16 protein-coding genes and 1 tRNA gene are annotated in these 16,359 nt (G+C 70.6%); 7 read left to right on the plus strand and 10 right to left on the minus strand.

What is annotated here, in order from left to right:
• Positions 1-33: 33 nt before the first annotated feature.
• Together CLT74_RS23550 and CLT74_RS23555 are read right to left on the minus strand one after the other, a co-directional pair.
• A complete protein-coding gene (locus CLT74_RS23550) occupies positions 34-582 on the minus strand; it encodes a nitroreductase family protein (protein ID WP_099848921.1) in 549 nt (182 codons plus the stop codon).
• An 83-nt stretch (positions 583-665) separates the two neighbouring features.
• Positions 666-1,484, minus strand: a complete 819-nt coding sequence (locus CLT74_RS23555; protein WP_486582549.1) for a hypothetical protein — start codon at positions 1,482-1,484, stop codon at positions 666-668.
• Positions 1,485-1,706: 222 nt separating this feature from the next.
• Between CLT74_RS23555 and CLT74_RS23560 the strand changes: the two genes are divergently transcribed.
• Together CLT74_RS23560 and CLT74_RS23565 are read left to right on the plus strand one after the other, a co-directional pair.
• The gene (locus tag CLT74_RS23560) at positions 1,707-2,972 is read left to right on the plus strand and encodes an aspartate kinase (RefSeq protein WP_099848923.1); all 1,266 of its coding nucleotides are present in this window, start codon (positions 1,707-1,709) and stop codon (positions 2,970-2,972) included.
• Between the two features lie 5 nt (positions 2,973-2,977).
• Positions 2,978-4,039 carry an aspartate-semialdehyde dehydrogenase gene (locus tag CLT74_RS23565; protein WP_099848925.1) on the plus strand — a complete coding sequence of 354 codons (1,062 nt, stop codon included), beginning with the start codon at positions 2,978-2,980 and terminating at the stop codon, positions 4,037-4,039.
• 121 nt (positions 4,040-4,160) lie between these two features.
• On the opposite strand, the gene CLT74_RS23570 is transcribed toward CLT74_RS23565, so the two are convergent.
• The gene (locus tag CLT74_RS23570; protein ID WP_099852722.1) at positions 4,161-5,579 is read right to left on the minus strand and encodes a sensor domain-containing diguanylate cyclase; all 1,419 of its coding nucleotides are present in this window, start codon (positions 5,577-5,579) and stop codon (positions 4,161-4,163) included.
• Positions 5,580-5,767: 188 nt separating this feature from the next.
• Here CLT74_RS23570 and CLT74_RS23575 point away from each other — a divergent pair, with 188 nt between their 5' ends.
• The 3 genes from CLT74_RS23575 (at position 5,768) to CLT74_RS23585 (ending at position 7,955) form a co-directional block, all read left to right on the plus strand.
• Positions 5,768-6,547 carry a phosphodiesterase gene (locus CLT74_RS23575; protein WP_099848927.1) on the plus strand — a complete coding sequence of 260 codons (780 nt, stop codon included), beginning with the start codon at positions 5,768-5,770 and terminating at the stop codon, positions 6,545-6,547.
• A 366-nt stretch (positions 6,548-6,913) separates the two neighbouring features.
• Positions 6,914-7,372, plus strand: coding sequence for a lamin tail domain-containing protein (locus CLT74_RS23580; protein ID WP_486582550.1), 459 nt, complete (start codon positions 6,914-6,916; stop codon positions 7,370-7,372).
• A gap of 121 nt (positions 7,373-7,493) precedes the next feature.
• Positions 7,494-7,955, plus strand: coding sequence for a hypothetical protein (locus CLT74_RS23585; protein ID WP_143697201.1), 462 nt, complete (start codon positions 7,494-7,496; stop codon positions 7,953-7,955).
• Positions 7,956-7,995: 40 nt separating this feature from the next.
• On the opposite strand, the gene CLT74_RS23590 is transcribed toward CLT74_RS23585, so the two are convergent.
• The 3 genes from CLT74_RS23590 to CLT74_RS23600 all read right to left on the minus strand — a co-directional run bounded on the left by CLT74_RS23590 (position 7,996) and on the right by CLT74_RS23600 (position 9,517).
• A complete protein-coding gene (locus CLT74_RS23590; protein ID WP_099848931.1) occupies positions 7,996-8,322 on the minus strand; it encodes a zinc finger domain-containing protein in 327 nt (108 codons plus the stop codon).
• A gap of 159 nt (positions 8,323-8,481) precedes the next feature.
• Positions 8,482-8,558, minus strand: a tRNA-Pro gene (locus tag CLT74_RS23595).
• Between the two features lie 65 nt (positions 8,559-8,623).
• The gene (locus tag CLT74_RS23600; protein ID WP_099852728.1) at positions 8,624-9,517 is read right to left on the minus strand and encodes a metallophosphoesterase; all 894 of its coding nucleotides are present in this window, start codon (positions 9,515-9,517) and stop codon (positions 8,624-8,626) included.
• A gap of 25 nt (positions 9,518-9,542) precedes the next feature.
• On the opposite strand from CLT74_RS23600, the gene CLT74_RS23605 reads away from it, so the two are divergent.
• Positions 9,543-9,998, plus strand: a complete 456-nt coding sequence (locus CLT74_RS23605; protein WP_099848933.1) for a GatB/YqeY domain-containing protein — start codon at positions 9,543-9,545, stop codon at positions 9,996-9,998.
• Between the two features lie 110 nt (positions 9,999-10,108).
• Here CLT74_RS23605 and CLT74_RS23610 read toward each other — a convergent pair whose 3' ends face one another.
• The gene (locus CLT74_RS23610) at positions 10,109-12,568 is read right to left on the minus strand and encodes a transglycosylase domain-containing protein (protein ID WP_099852731.1); all 2,460 of its coding nucleotides are present in this window, start codon (positions 12,566-12,568) and stop codon (positions 10,109-10,111) included.
• A gap of 403 nt (positions 12,569-12,971) precedes the next feature.
• Between CLT74_RS23610 and CLT74_RS23615 the strand changes: the two genes are divergently transcribed.
• Positions 12,972-13,292 (plus strand): WhiB family transcriptional regulator, encoded by a 321-nt coding sequence (locus tag CLT74_RS23615; protein WP_099848935.1) that lies wholly within the window; start codon positions 12,972-12,974, stop codon positions 13,290-13,292.
• 45 nt (positions 13,293-13,337) lie between these two features.
• Here the strand turns inward: CLT74_RS23615 and bagB are convergent, their stop codons facing one another.
• The 3 genes from bagB to CLT74_RS23630 are packed head-to-tail and all read right to left on the minus strand — an operon-like array spanning position 13,338 to position 16,134.
• A complete protein-coding gene (gene bagB / locus CLT74_RS23620) occupies positions 13,338-14,489 on the minus strand; it encodes an ArsA-related P-loop ATPase (RefSeq protein ID WP_199172245.1) in 1,152 nt (383 codons plus the stop codon).
• A gap of 53 nt (positions 14,490-14,542) precedes the next feature.
• Positions 14,543-15,520, minus strand: a complete 978-nt coding sequence (gene bagA / locus CLT74_RS23625) for an ATPase BagA (protein WP_099848939.1) — start codon at positions 15,518-15,520, stop codon at positions 14,543-14,545.
• A 26-nt stretch (positions 15,521-15,546) separates the two neighbouring features.
• Positions 15,547-16,134 (minus strand): Rv0361 family membrane protein, encoded by a 588-nt coding sequence (locus tag CLT74_RS23630; protein WP_099848941.1) that lies wholly within the window; start codon positions 16,132-16,134, stop codon positions 15,547-15,549.
• Positions 16,135-16,359 lie beyond the last annotated feature (225 nt).

Genomic DNA, 16,359 nt, shown 5'->3' on the forward strand with positions numbered 1-16,359 from the left:
CCGGAATTTGGGACGAGGCTCGCAGATGGACCCTCAGGCCGAGTTGTTCGAGCAGCTCAGAAGCAGTTCAGCAAGTGGCCGACGGTGGCGTAGCGACGTCTCGTGGACCAGCAGGTCGGCCGGGAGGCTGAACGGGTCACCCAGTTGGCCGACCGCCGTCACCACGTACGGTCGCACGTCGGCGGGTAGATCGAGGTCGGCGACCAGGCCGACCCGGTCGAGATCGGCCACCTGGCGCACGTGCAGCCCCAGCGCGGTGGCCTGCACGGTCAGGTGGGCCACCGCCTGACCCAGGTCGTACGCCGCGAACGGGTTGCCGGTGCCGTGGTACGCGGCGAGCAGCAGGGCGCTGGCCCGACCGGCCCACCGCTGCTCGGCGGCCGGCAGGTTGACCAGGATCCGCTTGAAAGTCTCGTCCTCGCGGTGCCCGACGGCGAACCGCCAGGGTTGCCGGTTGTCGACCGAGGGTGCCCAGCGGGCCGCCTCCAGCAGGGTCGTCACCTCGGCCGAGGTCAGCTCCGCGATCGGGTCGAAGGAGCGGGGACTCCAGCGGAAGGCGAGCAGCGGAGTGAGGTCGGTCATGCGTAAAGCGTCCCGTATGGGCGTTTTGACCGCCGGGTCGGGTGGGGCAAATGTGGGCTAAAACACCCGTAACGGGATCAGCTTCAGGGCGTTCCCGCGTACCCGCCCGGGTCGGTCGGATCGGTGCCTGCCGAGGTGGACGGGTCCACCGATGGCGCCTCCATGCCCAGCGGCTCACCCTCGACCACCGGTCCGGGCAGTTGCACCGTGCCGGGGGCCGGCTCGGGCGGGGCGGCAAGCGTCAGGGTGCCGAACGCCGCCCGTACCGCTGTCGGGGTGCCGTCAGCGTCGAAGCAGTAGATTCCGACGTCAAGTGGCGGGTTGATCGACGCTGCGGTGGTCTCCACCGAGTAGCAGTTGCCGGTCGCCTCGGCAGGTGCCATGGCCGGCGACACCGACAGCGGGGCGCGCCGGTCGGTCAGCACGTCCAGCCAGTCGGTGAACGGGTGCTGCACCCGGGGATCCAGTCGGCGGGGCAGCGTGTCGTCCCGCTCACCGAGTCGTACGCAGGTCGCCGGTTCCGGTCGGGCGGCCGACGGCAGCCCGCACTGGAACAACCCGTCAGCGGTGGCGGCCAGGGTGATGTCTGCGGTGCCGCCGAGCGCACCGCCCGGCACATCCACCCGCCAACTGCCGTCGTTCGCGCTGGTGAAAACGATCAGGCGGTCGGCGACCCCGTCCACCCGCAACGTGTACCGGGCGACCAGGTGCCGGTCCTGGGCGGCGGCCGCGACAGCGGCCAACTCGTCCCGGGCGGCGTCCGGGCCGGCCGGACGTGGCGCGCCGGTCGGGGGCGGTGCGGGATCGGTGGGCGGGTCGGGCGAACAGGCGGCGAGCAGAGCGGGCACGGCGAGCGCGAGCGCGACGGTCAGGCGGCGGATCGGATGATGGGCGGCGGGCACCCGGTCATTCTGGGTGCTGGGCAGGGTTCGGGACAGCCCCGGAAAGGCTGGCGTTTCCGGCGTGTCGCAGGCCACTGCGGCCGTGCCCGGGGGCCGGATCGTGGGATCACCTGACCCGGCGGTCAGAGCCGCCCGATACCCTGAGGTCGTCCGACCCGCGCCGCCGGCCCCGGTGCCGGCGGCGTCGGCACGCTCAGGGCAACCGGGAGGGAGTGCGCCGTCGTGGCACTCGTGGTGCAGAAGTACGGCGGGTCCTCCGTCGCCAACGCCGAGCGGATCAAGCGGGTGGCGGAGCGCATCGTCGCGGCCCGCAAGGCCGGCGACGACGTCGTCGTGGTGGTCTCCGCGATGGGCGACACCACCGATGAACTGCTCGACCTGGCCAACCAGGTGAGCCCGTTGCCGCCCGGGCGGGAGCTGGACATGCTCCTCACCGCCGGCGAACGGATCTCCATGGCGCTGCTCGCCATGGCGATCCACAACCTGGGGTACGAAGCCCGCTCGTTCACCGGTTCCCAGGCCGGCGTGATCACCACGTCAGTGCACGGCCGGGCGCGGATCATCGACGTCACCCCGGGTCGCCTCAAGGGCGCCCTGGACGAGGGTGCGGTGGTCATCGTCGCCGGCTTCCAGGGCGTGTCGCAGGACACCAAGGACGTCACCACCCTCGGTCGGGGTGGTTCGGACACCACAGCCGTGGCGCTGGCCGCGGCGCTACGCGCGGACGTCTGCGAGATCTACACCGACGTGGACGGCGTGTTCACCGCCGACCCGCGGATCGTGCCGAACGCCCGGCACATCAGGCAGATCACCTACGAGGAGATGCTGGAGCTGGCCGCCTGCGGGGCCAAGGTCCTGCACCTGCGTAGCGTGGAGTACGCCCGGCGGGCCGGGCTGCCGATCCATGTCCGCTCGTCATACTCGACAAACACCGGCACCATGGTCACCGGATCGATGGAGGAGCTCTCAGTGGAGCAGGCACTGATCACCGGGGTCGCCCACGACCGCAGCGAGGCCAAGATCACCATCGTCGGGGTGCCCGACGAACCGGGTGCCGCCGCGAGCATCTTCGACACCGTCGCGAGCGCCGAGATCAACATCGACATGATCGTGCAGAACGTGTCCACCGAGGGCACCGGCCGCACGGACATCTCCTTCACTCTGCCGAAGACCGACGGTCCGACCGCGATGGCCGCCCTGAGCAAGATCCAGGAGACGGTCAACTTCAAGGGCCTGCTCTACGACGACCACGTCGGCAAGGTCTCGCTGATCGGTGCGGGGATGCGGTCGCACCCCGGTGTGGCCGCCGGCTTCTTCGCCGCGCTGGGTCAGGCCGGGGTGAACATCGAGATGATCTCCACCTCCGAGATCCGGGTCTCGGTGGTCTGCCGGGACACCGACCTCGACGCGGCGGTGCGGGCCATCCACGAAGCGTTCGACCTGGGCGGCGACACCGAAGCCGTGGTGTACGCGGGGACCGGGCGGTAGCGCGCGTGGCCGGGCTGCCCACCCTGGCCGTGGTCGGGGCGACGGGGGCCGTCGGCACGGTGATGTGTGAGCTGCTCACCGGGCGGCGCAACGTCTGGGGCGAGATTCGGCTGCTGGCCTCGGAACGGTCCGCCGGACGCAAGGTCCGCTGCCGGGGCGAGGAACTGACGGTCCAGGTCCTCACCGAGGAGGCGCTCGACGGCGTCGACGTGGCGATGTTCGACGTGCCGGACGAGGTCGCCGCCCACTGGGCCCCCATCGCGGTCAGTCGCGGCGCCACAGTGGTGGACAACTCCGGGGCCTTCCGGATGGATCCCGACGTGCCGCTGGTGGTGCCCGAGATCAATCCGGAGCAGTTGCGCAACCGACCTCGGGGCATCGTGGCCAACGCGAACTGCACCACCCTCGCGATGATCGTCGCGGTCGCCCCGCTGCACCGCGAGTACGCCCTGCGGGAACTGGTGCTCGCGTCGTACCAGGCGGTCTCCGGCGCCGGTCAGGGCGGTGCGGACGCCCTGCACGACCAGTTGGTCAAGGTCGCCGGCGACCGGCTGCTCGGTTCGCGTACCGGTGACGTGCGGCAGGCGGTCGGCGACGACCTCGGCCCGTTCCCCGCGCCGCTGGCGCTCAACGTGGTCCCCTGGGCGGGCTCGCTTGCCGATGATGGCTGGTCGTCCGAGGAGATGAAGATGCGCAACGAGTCGCGCAAGATCCTCGGGTTGCCTGACCTCAAGGTCTCCGCCACCTGCGTACGGGTGCCGGTGGTGACCGGCCACTCGGTCGCGGTGCACGCCGTCTTCGCCACCGAGATCGACGCCGACGGTGCCCGTGGCGTGCTGCGCAACGCGCCCGGCGTGATCGTGGTCGACGATCCGGCGGCCGGCGAGTTCCCGATGCCCATCGACGCGGTGGGCACCGACCCCTCCTGGGTCGGTCGGATCCGCCGCGCCGTCGACGACCCCCGGGCCCTCGACTTCTTCGTCACCGGCGACAACCTCCGCAAGGGCGCCGCCCTCAACACCGCCCAGATCGCCGAACTCCTCGCCAAAACCCTCACCCACCCCTGACCCCCACCGTCCCCGCGATCATGCAGTTTTGGCAGTGACGAATCAGGGCGAAAGTGACGTAACGGCGACCACAACTGCATGATCGGCGCGTCAGGGTGGGGCGGGGCGGGGTGGGGTGGGGTTAGGCGGGGGAGAGGTGGACGCCGTCGCGGCCCTTTCGTTTGACTGCGTAGAGGGCCTGGTCGGCGCGGCGTAGGGCGAGCTCGGGTGACTCGCCGGGGCGGGGCAGGGCCACCCCCACGCTTATCGTGCGGCCCACCTGGCGGGCTGCCTCAGTGAGCCGTTCGGCGACGCGTACCGCCTCCTCGGGGCGACTGACCTCGATCACCGCGACGAACTCGTCGCCGCCGATCCGGTACAACTCGTCCCCTTGGCGTAACGCGCCTTCCAACGCCCGGGCGAGCCCGATCAGCACCCGATCGCCGGCCTGGTGGCCGTACGTGTCGTTTACCGTCTTGAAGTCGTCCACGTCGATCGCCAGCAGGGCGGTGCGGTCCGGGGTCACGGTGGCGATCCGCTGCCCGAACGGGCCGGTGTGCCGCAGCCCGGTCAGCGGGTCGGAGCTGGCCTGCTCGCGGAGCCGGTCCAGGGTGCGGAGCCGGTCCAGGCAGCTCCACGCCTGCCCGGCGAGCAGCTCCAACAGGTTGACAGTGGTCGGGTCCGGCCGCAGCAGCCGCTCGTCGGCGACCAGCAGCACCCCGCCGCGGTCCGGCGGACCGAACGGCACCGCCACCAGGGTGCGTACGCCGGCCCGGACCAGCGGCTGATGCTCGTCGGTCGGTGGATGGTCGGCCTCACCGAGGGTGTAGCCGGCCCCGTAGCGGTGGGCCCGGTCGATGACGCGGGCGAGTGCCGGGGCGTCCAGCTCGGCCAGCTCGGCACGCATCCGGGTCTCCAACTCGCCGGGGGCGACAGTCGGGGCACCGAGTCGGGGGCCACCCCGGCCACCGAGCAGGAGGACCGCCGCAGCGAGGGTCGACACGTCCCGGGCCGCGGCGATCGCGGCTGTCATGAGCTCCCACTCGGTGGTGGCGGCGGTCATCGCCGAGGCGTGCCGGAGCAGCTTCTCGCTGCGGCTCTCCGTCGGTCCACCGAGTGCCGAGATCCGGCTGCCGAGGCGGGCGGCGACGCGTTCGGCGACCGCCCGCCACGAGACGAGGTCGGCCGGCCCGGTCCATTGCAGGTCGAGTACCCCGATGGTCCGGCCCGCCGGGTTCAGGACCGGTACGCACAGCTCGGCGGTGACGTCGGGGCGTACCGGGATGTGCGCGGGGTCGGCGGCGACATCGGGGACGACTGCGGAACGGCCACCGGAGTAGACCCGCCCGACGATTCCGGCGTCCGGCGCGACGGTGGCGAAGACCTGCCAGGATCCGGTGGCGGCGACGCAGCGGAGCCGACCGTGCACGTGCAGCAGGACGGCGATGGTGGCGGGGGTGTACCGGGCGAGGGCGTCGACTGCCGCTTCGCAGACCTCGGCGACGGTCGACGCCATGGGCAGGCGGACCGTGACGTCACGGATGACTTTCTGGTGATCCACTCGCACGTCGTTCCAGGTCGGGTCCGGTCCCGGTGGCGCCGGGTCGCGGATCAAGCGTACTCACGCGGAGCGGGGAGCCGGCTGCGGTCGTACACATGTGCTATCCACAGGGTGTGGACACGGCCTGTGGGGCCACGCGCGGCGCGCGGCGACGATAGCGTTGGGATTTCCGGTCGAGTGGAGGCCCGATGCTCATCGCCCACCTCAGCGATCCGCACCTGACCACCGGCGTCCTCGGTGCCGAACCGGCTGCCGGCCTGCACCGGGCGCTCGGCCGGGTGCTGGCGCTGAACCCCCGGCCCGACTGCGTGGTCATCACCGGCGACCTGGCCGACCACGGTCGCCCCGACGAGTACGCCGTGCTGCGCGAGGTGCTCGGGCGGTTCCCGCTGCCGGTGCACCTGGTCACCGGCAACCACGACGACCGGGAGTCGCTGCTCGACGCCTTCGGCGGCACACCCTGGCTGGGCGGCGGCTTCTCCGCGCACTACCAGGTCGATCACCCCGGGGCGACAGTTGTCGTGCTCGACTCCCTCGTTCCCGGCTCGGACGGAGGGCGGCTCGGCGAGGAGCAGCTCGCCTGGCTGGACGGGGTGCTGGGGGCACGCCCCGACGTGCCGGCCGTGGTCTGCCTGCACCACCCGCCGGTCGATGTCGGCATCCCGATCGCCGACTCGATCCGGCTCGCCGACGGTGCCGAGCTCGCCGAGGTGCTGCTCCGACACCCGCACGTGGTACGCGTCGCAGCCGGCCACCTGCACCGCCCGGTGACCGCGACCTTCGCGGGCACGGTGCTGTCGGTCGCCCCGAGCACCTGGCGGCAGTCGACCTTGACCATGAGCGACGACGAGCGGATCGGGTGGGTCGCCGAGCCGACCGCACTGCTGCTGCACGTGGTGTCCCCGGCAGGCTGCGTCACCCACACCGTCCAGGTGAGCCACACCGCCGGCATGACCTGCGGCTTCTGATCGGTTGCCCAGAGGGCGGCAGACGGATTCCCGCAGGAGCGGGCGACGGCGCGTGCCCAATGGTCCGAAGCGGACGACGAAGGCGTGATCCTGGGCACCGGTTCGGGTGGCTGATCATGGTCGTGGGGCGAGTCCGATCGATCGGACCGGGCGACTCCGGCGAGCCGGCGGGTGCGCCGGAAACGCCGGCCGGACGTGCCGTGGTCGCCGGCCGGATGCCTCGCGGTCGCCGGTCAGCCCTAATCGGTGGCAGGGCGTGGCTGAGTGTTCACTGTGGCGTCGTGCGTCGTTAGCCTCGCTCCGTCACGCGTCGGCGTGACACATCCGCGCCGAGATTCCGGCGCCGTCCGTGGGGGTTTGACACGTATGACGAGAAGGCTCATCGGGCTCGTGGCCGCGTTCGCCGTGGTGGTGGGTGGATCGCTCACCGGGGCCGTCCCGGCGCAGGCCGCCACCCCGGCCATCGAGATCACGAAGGTCTACTACGACTCGCCGGGCGCTGACAACCGGTCGAAATCCAGCCTGAACGCCGAGTACGTGAAGCTGACCAACAGGCGGGCCCGCACCATCAACCTGAAGAACTGGACCCTTCGCGACAAGGCCAACCACGTCTACAAGTTCAGCGGCGACGTCAAGCTCGCCAAGGGCAAGAGCATCGTCATCCGTACCGGCACGGGCAAGAACACCTCCGCTACCCGCTACTGGGGCTCGGGCAACTACATCTGGAACAACACCGGCGACACCGCGTACCTGCGCAACGCCAGCGGCAAGCAGATCGACAAGTGCGCCTGGACGAAGAAGGGCAAGGGCTACACGAACTGCTGACCCGGGGGCGGCCCGGGGCGGCCGGGAACGACGCGGATCATTATCGTGGGTCCGCTGAGGTTGCTGGTGGCCGCTCCGGGTCGGCCGACTCGACAGCCCAGCCGAACAGAGGGGTGTCGTGGTGAGACGTGGTCTTGCGCTGCTGGTGGTGGCCCTGCTGCTGAGTACGCCGGTGGTGACCGGGTGGCTCGTCGGCGACCTGACCGGCCCGGCGGCCCGGCGGCTCGCCGCCGAGGGAGAGCCACTCGACTACGCGGTGGAGCCGGTCAGCCTGGGCGTGGTCGGCGACCGGGTGTTGGTGATCGTGGCCGGTGCCCTCACGGTGCTGTCACTTGCCCTGTTGATTCGCGCCACCGCCACCCGCAAGCTCGAACCCCGCTGGTGGTTCGTGCTGGTACCGCTGGTTCTGGCCGGCGTGCTGATCGGCCTTGCCTGGCGGATCGTGACCGCCGGAGCGATAGGTGCGAACATCGGCGCCGGCCTCGTCGTCCTCGGCGGTGGCCCGGTGCTCCTGATCCTGCTCGGCGTCGCCGCCGTACAGGCAGCTCGGCTGCGCCGGGAACATCGCCGTCGGGTCGGCTGAGCCGGGCGAGGCGCAACGTCGGCGGGCCGTACCAGGGCAGTCAGGTGAGCGGAGGGGGCAGGGGGCGTTCTCCGCTCAGTACTTTCTCCGCCAACTCGACCCGCTCGGGATGGCAGGTCTGCTCGTGGAGCGGGTGGCCTGCCATGTTGATGCAGCGTTGACCTGGCAGAGCGTTGCAGACCGGGCACTGTAGGAACAGGCCGCCCGACGACACCACCTCGATGCCCTGCGCCAGAGCCGCTCTGCCAATCTTGACGATCGTTTGGTAGAGGGCCTGGTCCTGGTGGCGTGCGGCCGCGTTCGCAACCTCTCGCATGCCTTCCCAGAACCGTTCGCGGGCGTTCGGCTCGTCCAAGTTGATGCGCATGATCGGGCATCCCCGGCGGGTCCAGAGCTCAAACCTGGCTGCCGAGCAACTCACCAGGCCTGATGTCTCGGCGGCTGCCGGGGGCCTGGCCGACGGGGATCGCCAGGCCGTCACACAACAAACGAGGGGCACATCCAATCGATGGATGTGCCCCTCACCTGGTCGGGGTGGCCGGATTCGAACCGACGACCTCTTCGTCCCGAACGAAGCGCGCTACCAAGCTGCGCCACACCCCGAGGCGTGCCGACAAATAGTAGCCCACCCGTCCCGGGGCTCAAACTCGGTACCCGGGTGCGGGCGGTCAGCCTGGGATCAGGGTGAGCAGGCTGGCCTCCGGCGGGCAGGCGAACCGGACGGGGGCTGTCGGGTGGGTGCCGAGCCCGGCGGAGACGTGCAGCCAGGAGTCCGACCCGGGCCAGCGGTGCAGACCCTTCGCCATCGACCGGGGCAGCCCGCAGTTGGTCACCAACGCCCCGACCCCCGGTACGCACACCTGGCCCCCGTGGGTGTGCCCGGCGAGCAGCAGCCCGAAGCCGTCGGCGGCCATCTCGTCGAGCAGCGCCGGCTCGGGCGAGTGGGTGAGCGCGATGGAGAGGTCGGCGTCCGGGGAGGTCGGGCCGGCGACCGAGGCGTAGTCGTCCCGCTCGACGTGGGGGTCGTCCACGCCGGCCATGTCGATCGCCCGACCACCGGCCTTGACCGTGGTCCGGCGGTTGTTCAGGTCGACCCAACCGGCCCCGGTGAACACGTCACGCAGTTCCTCGGCGGGCAGCTCGACCCCCTCGGTGTACTCCCGATCGGGCAGGAAGTAGCTGAACGGGTTCTTCCAGACCGGCCCGGTGTAGTCGTTCGAGCCGAAGACGAACGCGCCCGGGTAGTCGAGCAGGGGTTGCAGCGCCCGCAAGACGCCCGGCACCGCGCCCGGGTGTGCCATGTTGTCCCCGGTCACCACCACCAGGTCGGGATCGAGGGCGGCAAGTGAGGCGACCCACCGCTGCTTGCGTACCTGGTTGGGGGTCATGTGCAGGTCCGACAGGTGCAGCACGCGCAGTGGCTCGGTGCCGGTCGGCAGCACCGGCACGTCGAAGCGGCGCAGGGTGAACAGGTTGCGCTCGACGAGGGAGGCGTACGCCAGGGCGGCGGCACCCGTCGCGGCGGTAGCGGTCGCGAGCCGGAATAGTGTGCGCTTTCGCATGCCGATGAGGGTAGTTTGACCGTCCATGAGCACGCTGAAGGACCGCCTCACCGCCGACATGCGCGCCGCCCTCAAGGCCCGCGACGAGCTGACCACCTCCACCCTGCGGATGGCGCTGGCCGCCGTGGGCACCGCCGAGGTCTCCGGCAAGGCCAAGCGGGAGCTCAGCGACGACGAGGTGGTGGCGGTGCTGACCAAGGAGGCCAAGAAGCGCCGCGAGGCCGCCACCGCCTTCGCCGACGCGGGCCGCACCGAGCAGGCCGCCAAGGAGGCCGCCGAGGGCGAGGTGTTGGACCGCTACCTGCCGAAGCAGCTCTCCGACGCCGAGCTGACCGCGCTCGTCACGCAGACGCTCGCCACCGGCGGGTTCACCGGTAAGGCCCAGATGGGCCCGGCGATGAAGGCGGCCCAGGCCGCGGTGGCCGGCCAGGCCGAGGGGGGCCGGGTGGCCGCCGAGGTACGCCGCCAGCTCGGCCTCTGAGTCGTCCTGCCGGACACCGCGGGTACGCCCTGCGGCGGCGGTTGCCGGAACCTGAACGGGCGGGCCCCCTGGTTCGGGGTGCCCGCCCGTTCGAGCGTCGCTGAGGCCGGTCAGCCGCCGGGGCGGTCCGGCGGACGGCCGGGGCTGCTTGGCGGACCGGAGGACGGACCGCTGCCCGGCCGGTCGTTGCCGCCACCGTTGTCGTTGCTTGCCTTACCGGCGCTGACCACGATCGTCACGATGCCGCCCTTGATGGTGCGCCCGCTGGGGCTGGTGCCGGCGGCGGTGCCGGCGGGGCAGTCGGAGGCGACCCGGGTGCTGGAGACGATCGGTTCGAAGCCGGCGCCGGAGAGTCGGGACTTGGCCCGGTCGAGGTCCAGGCAGGAGACGCCCGGGATGGTGCGCTGATCGCCCAGGGAGATCTTCTTGCCGGGCGGCTCGAAGTCGATCCCCTTCTTGCCCTTCATGGCGGCCTTCAACGTCTGCCAGACCGGCGGGTTGATGCCGTCCGACGTCTTGTGCTTCATCTTGACGTTCGTCTGCGGCCAGTCCGGGTCGGCCAGGATGCCGGCCACCGCGTACTGCTTGGTCATCGCGACGAGCGAGGCGGTCTTCTCGGAGTCGGTGGTGCCGGACTTGCCGGCCACCGGCTTGCCGACGTTCCACTTCACCTCGGCGGCGGTGCGGCTGCCACCGCACTTGCTGGTGGAGGAGTTGTCACCGACCGGGCAGCGGGCCGCGTCCACCGCGGCGCGGGCCACCTCGGTGCTGAACCGCTTCTCGCAGCGCGGGTTGGCCACGTCCAGCTTGTTGCCGTCCAGGTCCCGGATCTCCTGCACCGGGATCGGTTCGCAGTACTTGCCGTCGGCGGCCAGGGTGGCGTAGGAGTTGGCCAGCTCCAACGGGGTGACCTGCGAGACGCCGAGGGTGAACGCGCCCCACTGGTGCGCGGCCTCCTTGTTGTTTGCGAACTCCGCGTCCTTGCTCTGCCGGAACTGGATGCCCAGGCGCTTGGCCACGTCCACCACGTTCTCCGCGCCGACCTGCTGCTGCAACGGGACGAAGAACGTGTTGATCGAGGCGGAGAAGGCGCTCCACATGTTCTGCACGCCACCGGCCTTCAGGCCGGAGTTGGTCGGGCAGTAGAAGTGCGTGCCCTCGCAGGCGGCGGGGTTGCCCCGATCGATGATGTATTCCGATTTGAACTGCTGCGGCGCGTTGAAGGTGTAGCTGAGCGGGATGCCCTTCTCCAGCGCGGCCACGATCGTGTACATCTTGAAGACCGAGCCGGCCTGGTAGCCGGTGATGCCGTCGCCGCCGGTCAGCAGCGGGTTGACGGTGTTCGGGTAGTTGCCGAGCTTGCCCTTGCGGCGCTGGACCGGGTCGCTGTGCGGCTTGTTCTTGGGCTTGTCGGGGTTGTCGAGCTTGAAGTTCCGGTTGACCGACAGCGCCCGGACCCGGCCGGTGCCGGGCTCGACCACCGCGATCATCGCGGCTTCCTTGGAGTTCACCGACTTGGCGTCGCGGACCGCCTTGTCGGCGCCGTTCTGCGCCTGCTTGTCCAGCGTCGTGATGATGGTGTAGCCGCCGCTCTTGAGCCGCCGCTCCCGGTCGTACGTGGTGGAGCCGAACGTCTCCTGCGACATCCACCAGCGGTAGAAGTAGTCGCAGAAGAAGCCCCAGGCGTTCTTGTTGGTGGCGACGCAGCCGTTCGGCGCGCGCTTGCCCTTGACCACCAGCTTGACCGCCTTGGCCTCGTCGGCCTGCTGCTGGGTGATCGCCCCGGTCTTGACCATGTTGTCGATGACGTAGTCGCGCCGGGCCACCGCGTGCGGGTAACCGTCCTTGGTGGTCGGGTCGAACGAGGTGGGGGCCTTCACCAGGCCGGCCAGCATGGCCGCCTCTTCGATCTTCAGGTCCTTCGGCGGCTTGTTGAAGTAGACCTGGCTGGCGGCGTAGATGCCGTACGCGCCGTTGCCGAAGGCGGCGAGGTTGAGGTAGCGCTCCAGGATCTCGTCCTTCGACATCTCCTTGTCGAGCTGGAGTGCGTACCGCATCTCGCGCAGCTTGCGGGCGCTGGTGTCCTCGGTCGCGGCGATCACGTCGGCCGGGTGGGTGGCCGAGTACGCGATGCCCATCCGGACGTACTGCATGGTCAGCGTCGAGGCGCCCTGCCGGTCGGCGCCGGTCTGGCTGTTGTTGACGAAGGCCCGGGCAACGCCGTTGAGGTCGACCCCGTTGTGGTTGTAGAAGTCGTGGTCCTCGGCGGCGATGATCGCGTTGCGCATGTTCTCCGAGATGTCGGCGAACTTCACGTCCCGCCGGTTCTCGTCGTACATGGTGGCCAGCGGCGTCTTGCCGTCGGAGGCGAGCAGATAGCTGATCTGGGGTGCGCGGGCCACTGTGAGTTCCTTCGGCAGCGCGCCGAAGGTCTCCGCGCCGGCCTTCGCGGCCAGACCCGACATCGCCACCGCGGGGAAAGCCGCGGCGGCAACCACCACACCGGCCAACAGCCCACAGATGAGTAGCGATGCGGCGTTGGTCAGGACGTTGTGGTCACGTTTCCGCATCCAGGTCACCTCGACAGGGTACGCGAACAGGTAACGAGGGGCGCCGGGGCGTCTTTTCCCCATTTCCTGCGCGCGCCGTCCTCGTTGTGCTAGACGCGTGGCACCGGGTGTCCGGTTGCGTGGATCCGAGCCGAGTTTCCTCCTCGCGGAGGTGGCTCGCAGCGTTTTCGCCGACCTCGGTGGGGTAAGCGGCGGTCCCGAGCCCAAGAAGCCGGGAGTGTCCGGAATGATGGATTTCGCCGACAACGTTGCGTAATCGTGCGACTACAGAGCATGATGTAGGCGGCGACAGCGCCACATGTCGTCTGTGCCGCCTTGGGGTAAGGCGTGCCGGACGATCCGGGGGGATTTGCCGGCTGACCCGCGACGGCGTCGGTAGTACTGCAAGGGGGGACGTGTACAGATGGGCATGATCACTGACTGGCCGTCGTTGGCGGCGTGTCAGAACGGGGACCCGGACGCGTTGTTCGTACAGGGCGCCGAACAGAACGTGGCCAAGCGGATCTGCCGAAGCTGCCCAGTCCGGTACGAATGCCTGGCCGACGCGCTGGACAACCGGATCGAGTTCGGCGTGTGGGGCGGCATGACCGAACGGGAACGTCGCGCGCTGCTGCGTCGCCACCCCCAGGTCACCAGCTGGCGCAAGATGTTCGAGGCGGCGATGAAGAAGAACGCCAAGGACAAGTCCGGCAAGGACAAGATCCTGGCCGGGGCCGGCAACTGAACCAACGGCGCGGTCGGTGCGGCGCACCGTCGCACCGACCGTCGGTCAGGAGCGGCTGATGGCCGTTGCGATCGTCCGTAGCCCGTCGACGTCATGCACGTCGGCGGGCTGCGCCGTCACCGATACCGCCGGCACCTGTGGAAACGCCTCGGTGAACCGCGCTGCCACCTGCTGCTCACGTGCCGCCTGCTCGACCAGGGCGGCGTGCGCCCGCAGCACCTCGACGGTGCCCTCGTGGCCGCCGGTCGTGGCCAGCCGGTCGGCGGCGGCACGGCTCTCCGCCGCGCCCAGCTCGGCCGCCGTCGGCTGGTGCACCCGGTTGAGCACCAGGCCGGCGAGCGGCATCTTCTCCGCGCCCAGCCGGCCGGCGAAATAGGCGGCCTCCCGGACCGCGTCCGGCTCCGGCGTCGCGACCAGCAGGAAGGCCGTCTCCCGTGCCTGCAGGATGCGGTACGTCTGCTCGGCGCGCTGTCGGAACCCGCCGAACATCGAGTCGAGCGCGGCGACGAAGCCGGACAGGTCGGTCAGCAGCTGGGTGCCGATGACCTTCTGGACCACCCGGGAGAACATCCCGAAGGAGGCGGTCACCAGGCTGAACATGCTGCGACCGCCGGTCCGCGCCGGAGCGAGCAGCAGCCGAAGCATCCGCCCGTCGAGGAACCGCGAGAGCCGGGCCGGCGCGTCGAGGAAATCCAGCGCCGAGCGCGACGGGGGAGTGTCCACCACGATCAGGTCCCACTCGCCCCGCGCGTGCAACTGGCCCAGCTTCTCCATCGCCATGTACTCCTGGGTGCCGGCGAAGGTGGAACTCATGGCCTGGTAGAAGGGGTTGGCGAAGATCTCGGCCGCCTTCGTCGGATCGGTGTGCGCCAGCACCACGTCGTCGAAGGTGCGCTTCATGTCGAGCATCATGGCGTGCAGCTCGCCGCCGCTGTCCTCGACGTCGATGCCCTTGACCTGCCGAGGTGTGTTGTCCAGCTCGGTCAGGCCGAGGGACTGGGCCAGCCGCCGTGCCGGGTCGATGGTAAGCACCACGGTGCGCCGACCGTGCTGCTCGGCGGCGCGCAGCGCGAGCGCGGCGGCAGTGGTCGTCTTGCCGACCCCGCCCGCACCGCAGCAGACCACGATCCGTACGCCCGGGTCAGCCAGGATCCGGTCGACGTCCAGCGGTGGCGCGGCGTTGTCGGAAGGCACCAATCGAGCGTATCGGGCTGACCGGCTCCGCGCGCCAGGCCGAGGTGAGGTGTGAGTCAATCGCCCCGGACGAGCGCGGCGGCGAGCACGTCCAGCCCGGCCCGGTTCACCCCGTCGGGCAGCAGCGGCAGCTCGACGAGGGGCACGCCGAGTTCCACCAGATCCGTGCGGAGCGAATCCTCCAGCTCCCGGCGGATCATCAGGTCGCGTGCCTCGTCGTGCAGGCCGCTGACGATCCCGCCGCTGGCCGGTAGCCCCGCCGCACGCAGGCCACGTGCCAACTCCGCCTCGGTGACCAGCCGTCCGGTCGGCAGCGGTGCCCGGGTCGCGTTGACGATCACCCGACCCACCCCGAAGCCCAGCGAGGTCAGCTCGGCGATGGCGTCGACGGTCTCCTGTACCGGCATCTCCTCCAGCAGGGTGACCACGTGCACGGCCGTCATCGGTGAGCGCAGCAGTGCGGAGACTCCGTCGCTCTGCGTCTTGATCGGCCCCACCTTGGCCAACCGGGCGGTCTCGGCGGTCACGTTGAGGAAACGCCCGATCCGGCCGGTGGGTGGGGCGTCCAGCACCACCGCGTCGTACACCCGCCGCTTGTCGGCAGTGCGGGTGGTGGCCTCCTTGACCTTGCCGGTGAGCAGCACGTCGCGCAGACCCGGGGCGATGGTGGTGGCGAAGTCGATCGCGCCGAACTTGCGTAGCGCCCGGCCGGCCGCGCCGAGCTTGTAGAACATGTCGAGGTATTCGAGCAGCGCCTCCTCGGCGTCCACCGCGAGCGCCGACACCTCGCCGCCGCCGGGGGCGTCGGCCAGGTGCCGTTCGGCGTACGGCAGCGGTTCGGTGCCGAAGAGCTGGGCGATGCCCTGCCGCCCCTCCACCTCGACCAGCAGGGTGCGCCGGCCACCGGCGGCCAGCCCCAGGGCCAGCGCGGCGGCCACGCTTGTCTTGCCCGTGCCCCCCTTGCCGGTCACCACGTGCAGGCGGGCGGGCCAGTCGATGACGGCCCGGTCGGTCGGTCGCTGCGCTGCTCCCACCCGTCGAGCCTATCCATCCGGCGTGCTCAGGCGACCTCGCAGACCCACCAGCCGGTCTTACGAATCACCGTGAAGCGCAGATCCTGGTCGGCGATCTTCTCATCGGCGGTGGTCACGGTCACCGTGGTGGTGACTGTCGCCCGGTCGCCTGTCTCGTTGTCCACCGTCGGGGTGTCCCAGCGGAACCGGGGGTTCTGGTAGGTCGAGACGTACTCCTCGACCTCGGCCACCTTGGCCCGGATCTTGTCCTGGTCGCGAGCGGCGGTACAGACCAGATCGGCCGCCTTGGCGGCGTCCCGGTCCTGGTAGACCGCGGTCAGAAAATCATCGACCGCCACCGACGGATCCGGCGCGCCCTCGCCCGACTCGGTGTTGCGCAGGGTGAGGAACGCGGCCACGCCACCGCCGGCGCAGAGCAGCAGCACCACGGCAAGTGCGAGTGAGGCGAGCAGTGCGCCCCGTTTGCGCGGCGGTGTGGCCGGTGACTGATAGGGCGGATATCCGGCCTCCGCCGGTGGGGCTCCCGGCCCGGTGGCCGACGAGGGCTGGGCCGGTGAGCCGGCCGGCGGGAGGTCGGTGGGGCCGGTCGGGCCGCCGACGGGTGGCTGGGTCATCGGTCCCCCCGGGTGCGGCGCAGCACCGCCTACGGGCGGTGCGCGTGGGATCGGGTGGCCGGGCCAAGCGCCCGTCCAGACGGGAAGGGTAACGGTCCGGGGCCCCGCTGCGGAGAGGCCGGTGTGTCCCGCGCGGAGATCGCGATCAGCTTTCCGCTGGTCGGGTGTCGCAAATGTGACCAAACGCCGTCGGGCGCGCGCGTCCTGTTGATGGGACCGGTGTTC

The organism is Verrucosispora sp. CNZ293, from assembly GCF_002754655.1.

Coding starts and splice junctions, on each gene's coding strand:
- CLT74_RS23615 (WP_099848935.1), top strand. CDS start 12,972: ATGGGCATGATCACTGACTGGCCGTCGTTGGCGGCGTGTCAGAACGGG.
- CLT74_RS23605 (WP_099848933.1), top strand. CDS start 9,543: ATGAGCACGCTGAAGGACCGCCTCACCGCCGACATGCGCGCCGCCCTC.
- CLT74_RS23580 (WP_486582550.1), top strand. CDS start 6,914: ATGACGAGAAGGCTCATCGGGCTCGTGGCCGCGTTCGCCGTGGTGGTG.
- CLT74_RS23610 (WP_099852731.1), bottom strand. CDS start 12,568: ATGCGGAAACGTGACCACAACGTCCTGACCAACGCCGCATCGCTACTC.
- CLT74_RS23550 (WP_099848921.1), bottom strand. CDS start 582: ATGACCGACCTCACTCCGCTGCTCGCCTTCCGCTGGAGTCCCCGCTCC.
- CLT74_RS23600 (WP_099852728.1), bottom strand. CDS start 9,517: ATGCGAAAGCGCACACTATTCCGGCTCGCGACCGCTACCGCCGCGACG.
- CLT74_RS23590 (WP_099848931.1), bottom strand. CDS start 8,322: ATGCGCATCAACTTGGACGAGCCGAACGCCCGCGAACGGTTCTGGGAA.
- CLT74_RS23630 (WP_099848941.1), bottom strand. CDS start 16,134: ATGACCCAGCCACCCGTCGGCGGCCCGACCGGCCCCACCGACCTCCCG.
- CLT74_RS23575 (WP_099848927.1), top strand. CDS start 5,768: ATGCTCATCGCCCACCTCAGCGATCCGCACCTGACCACCGGCGTCCTC.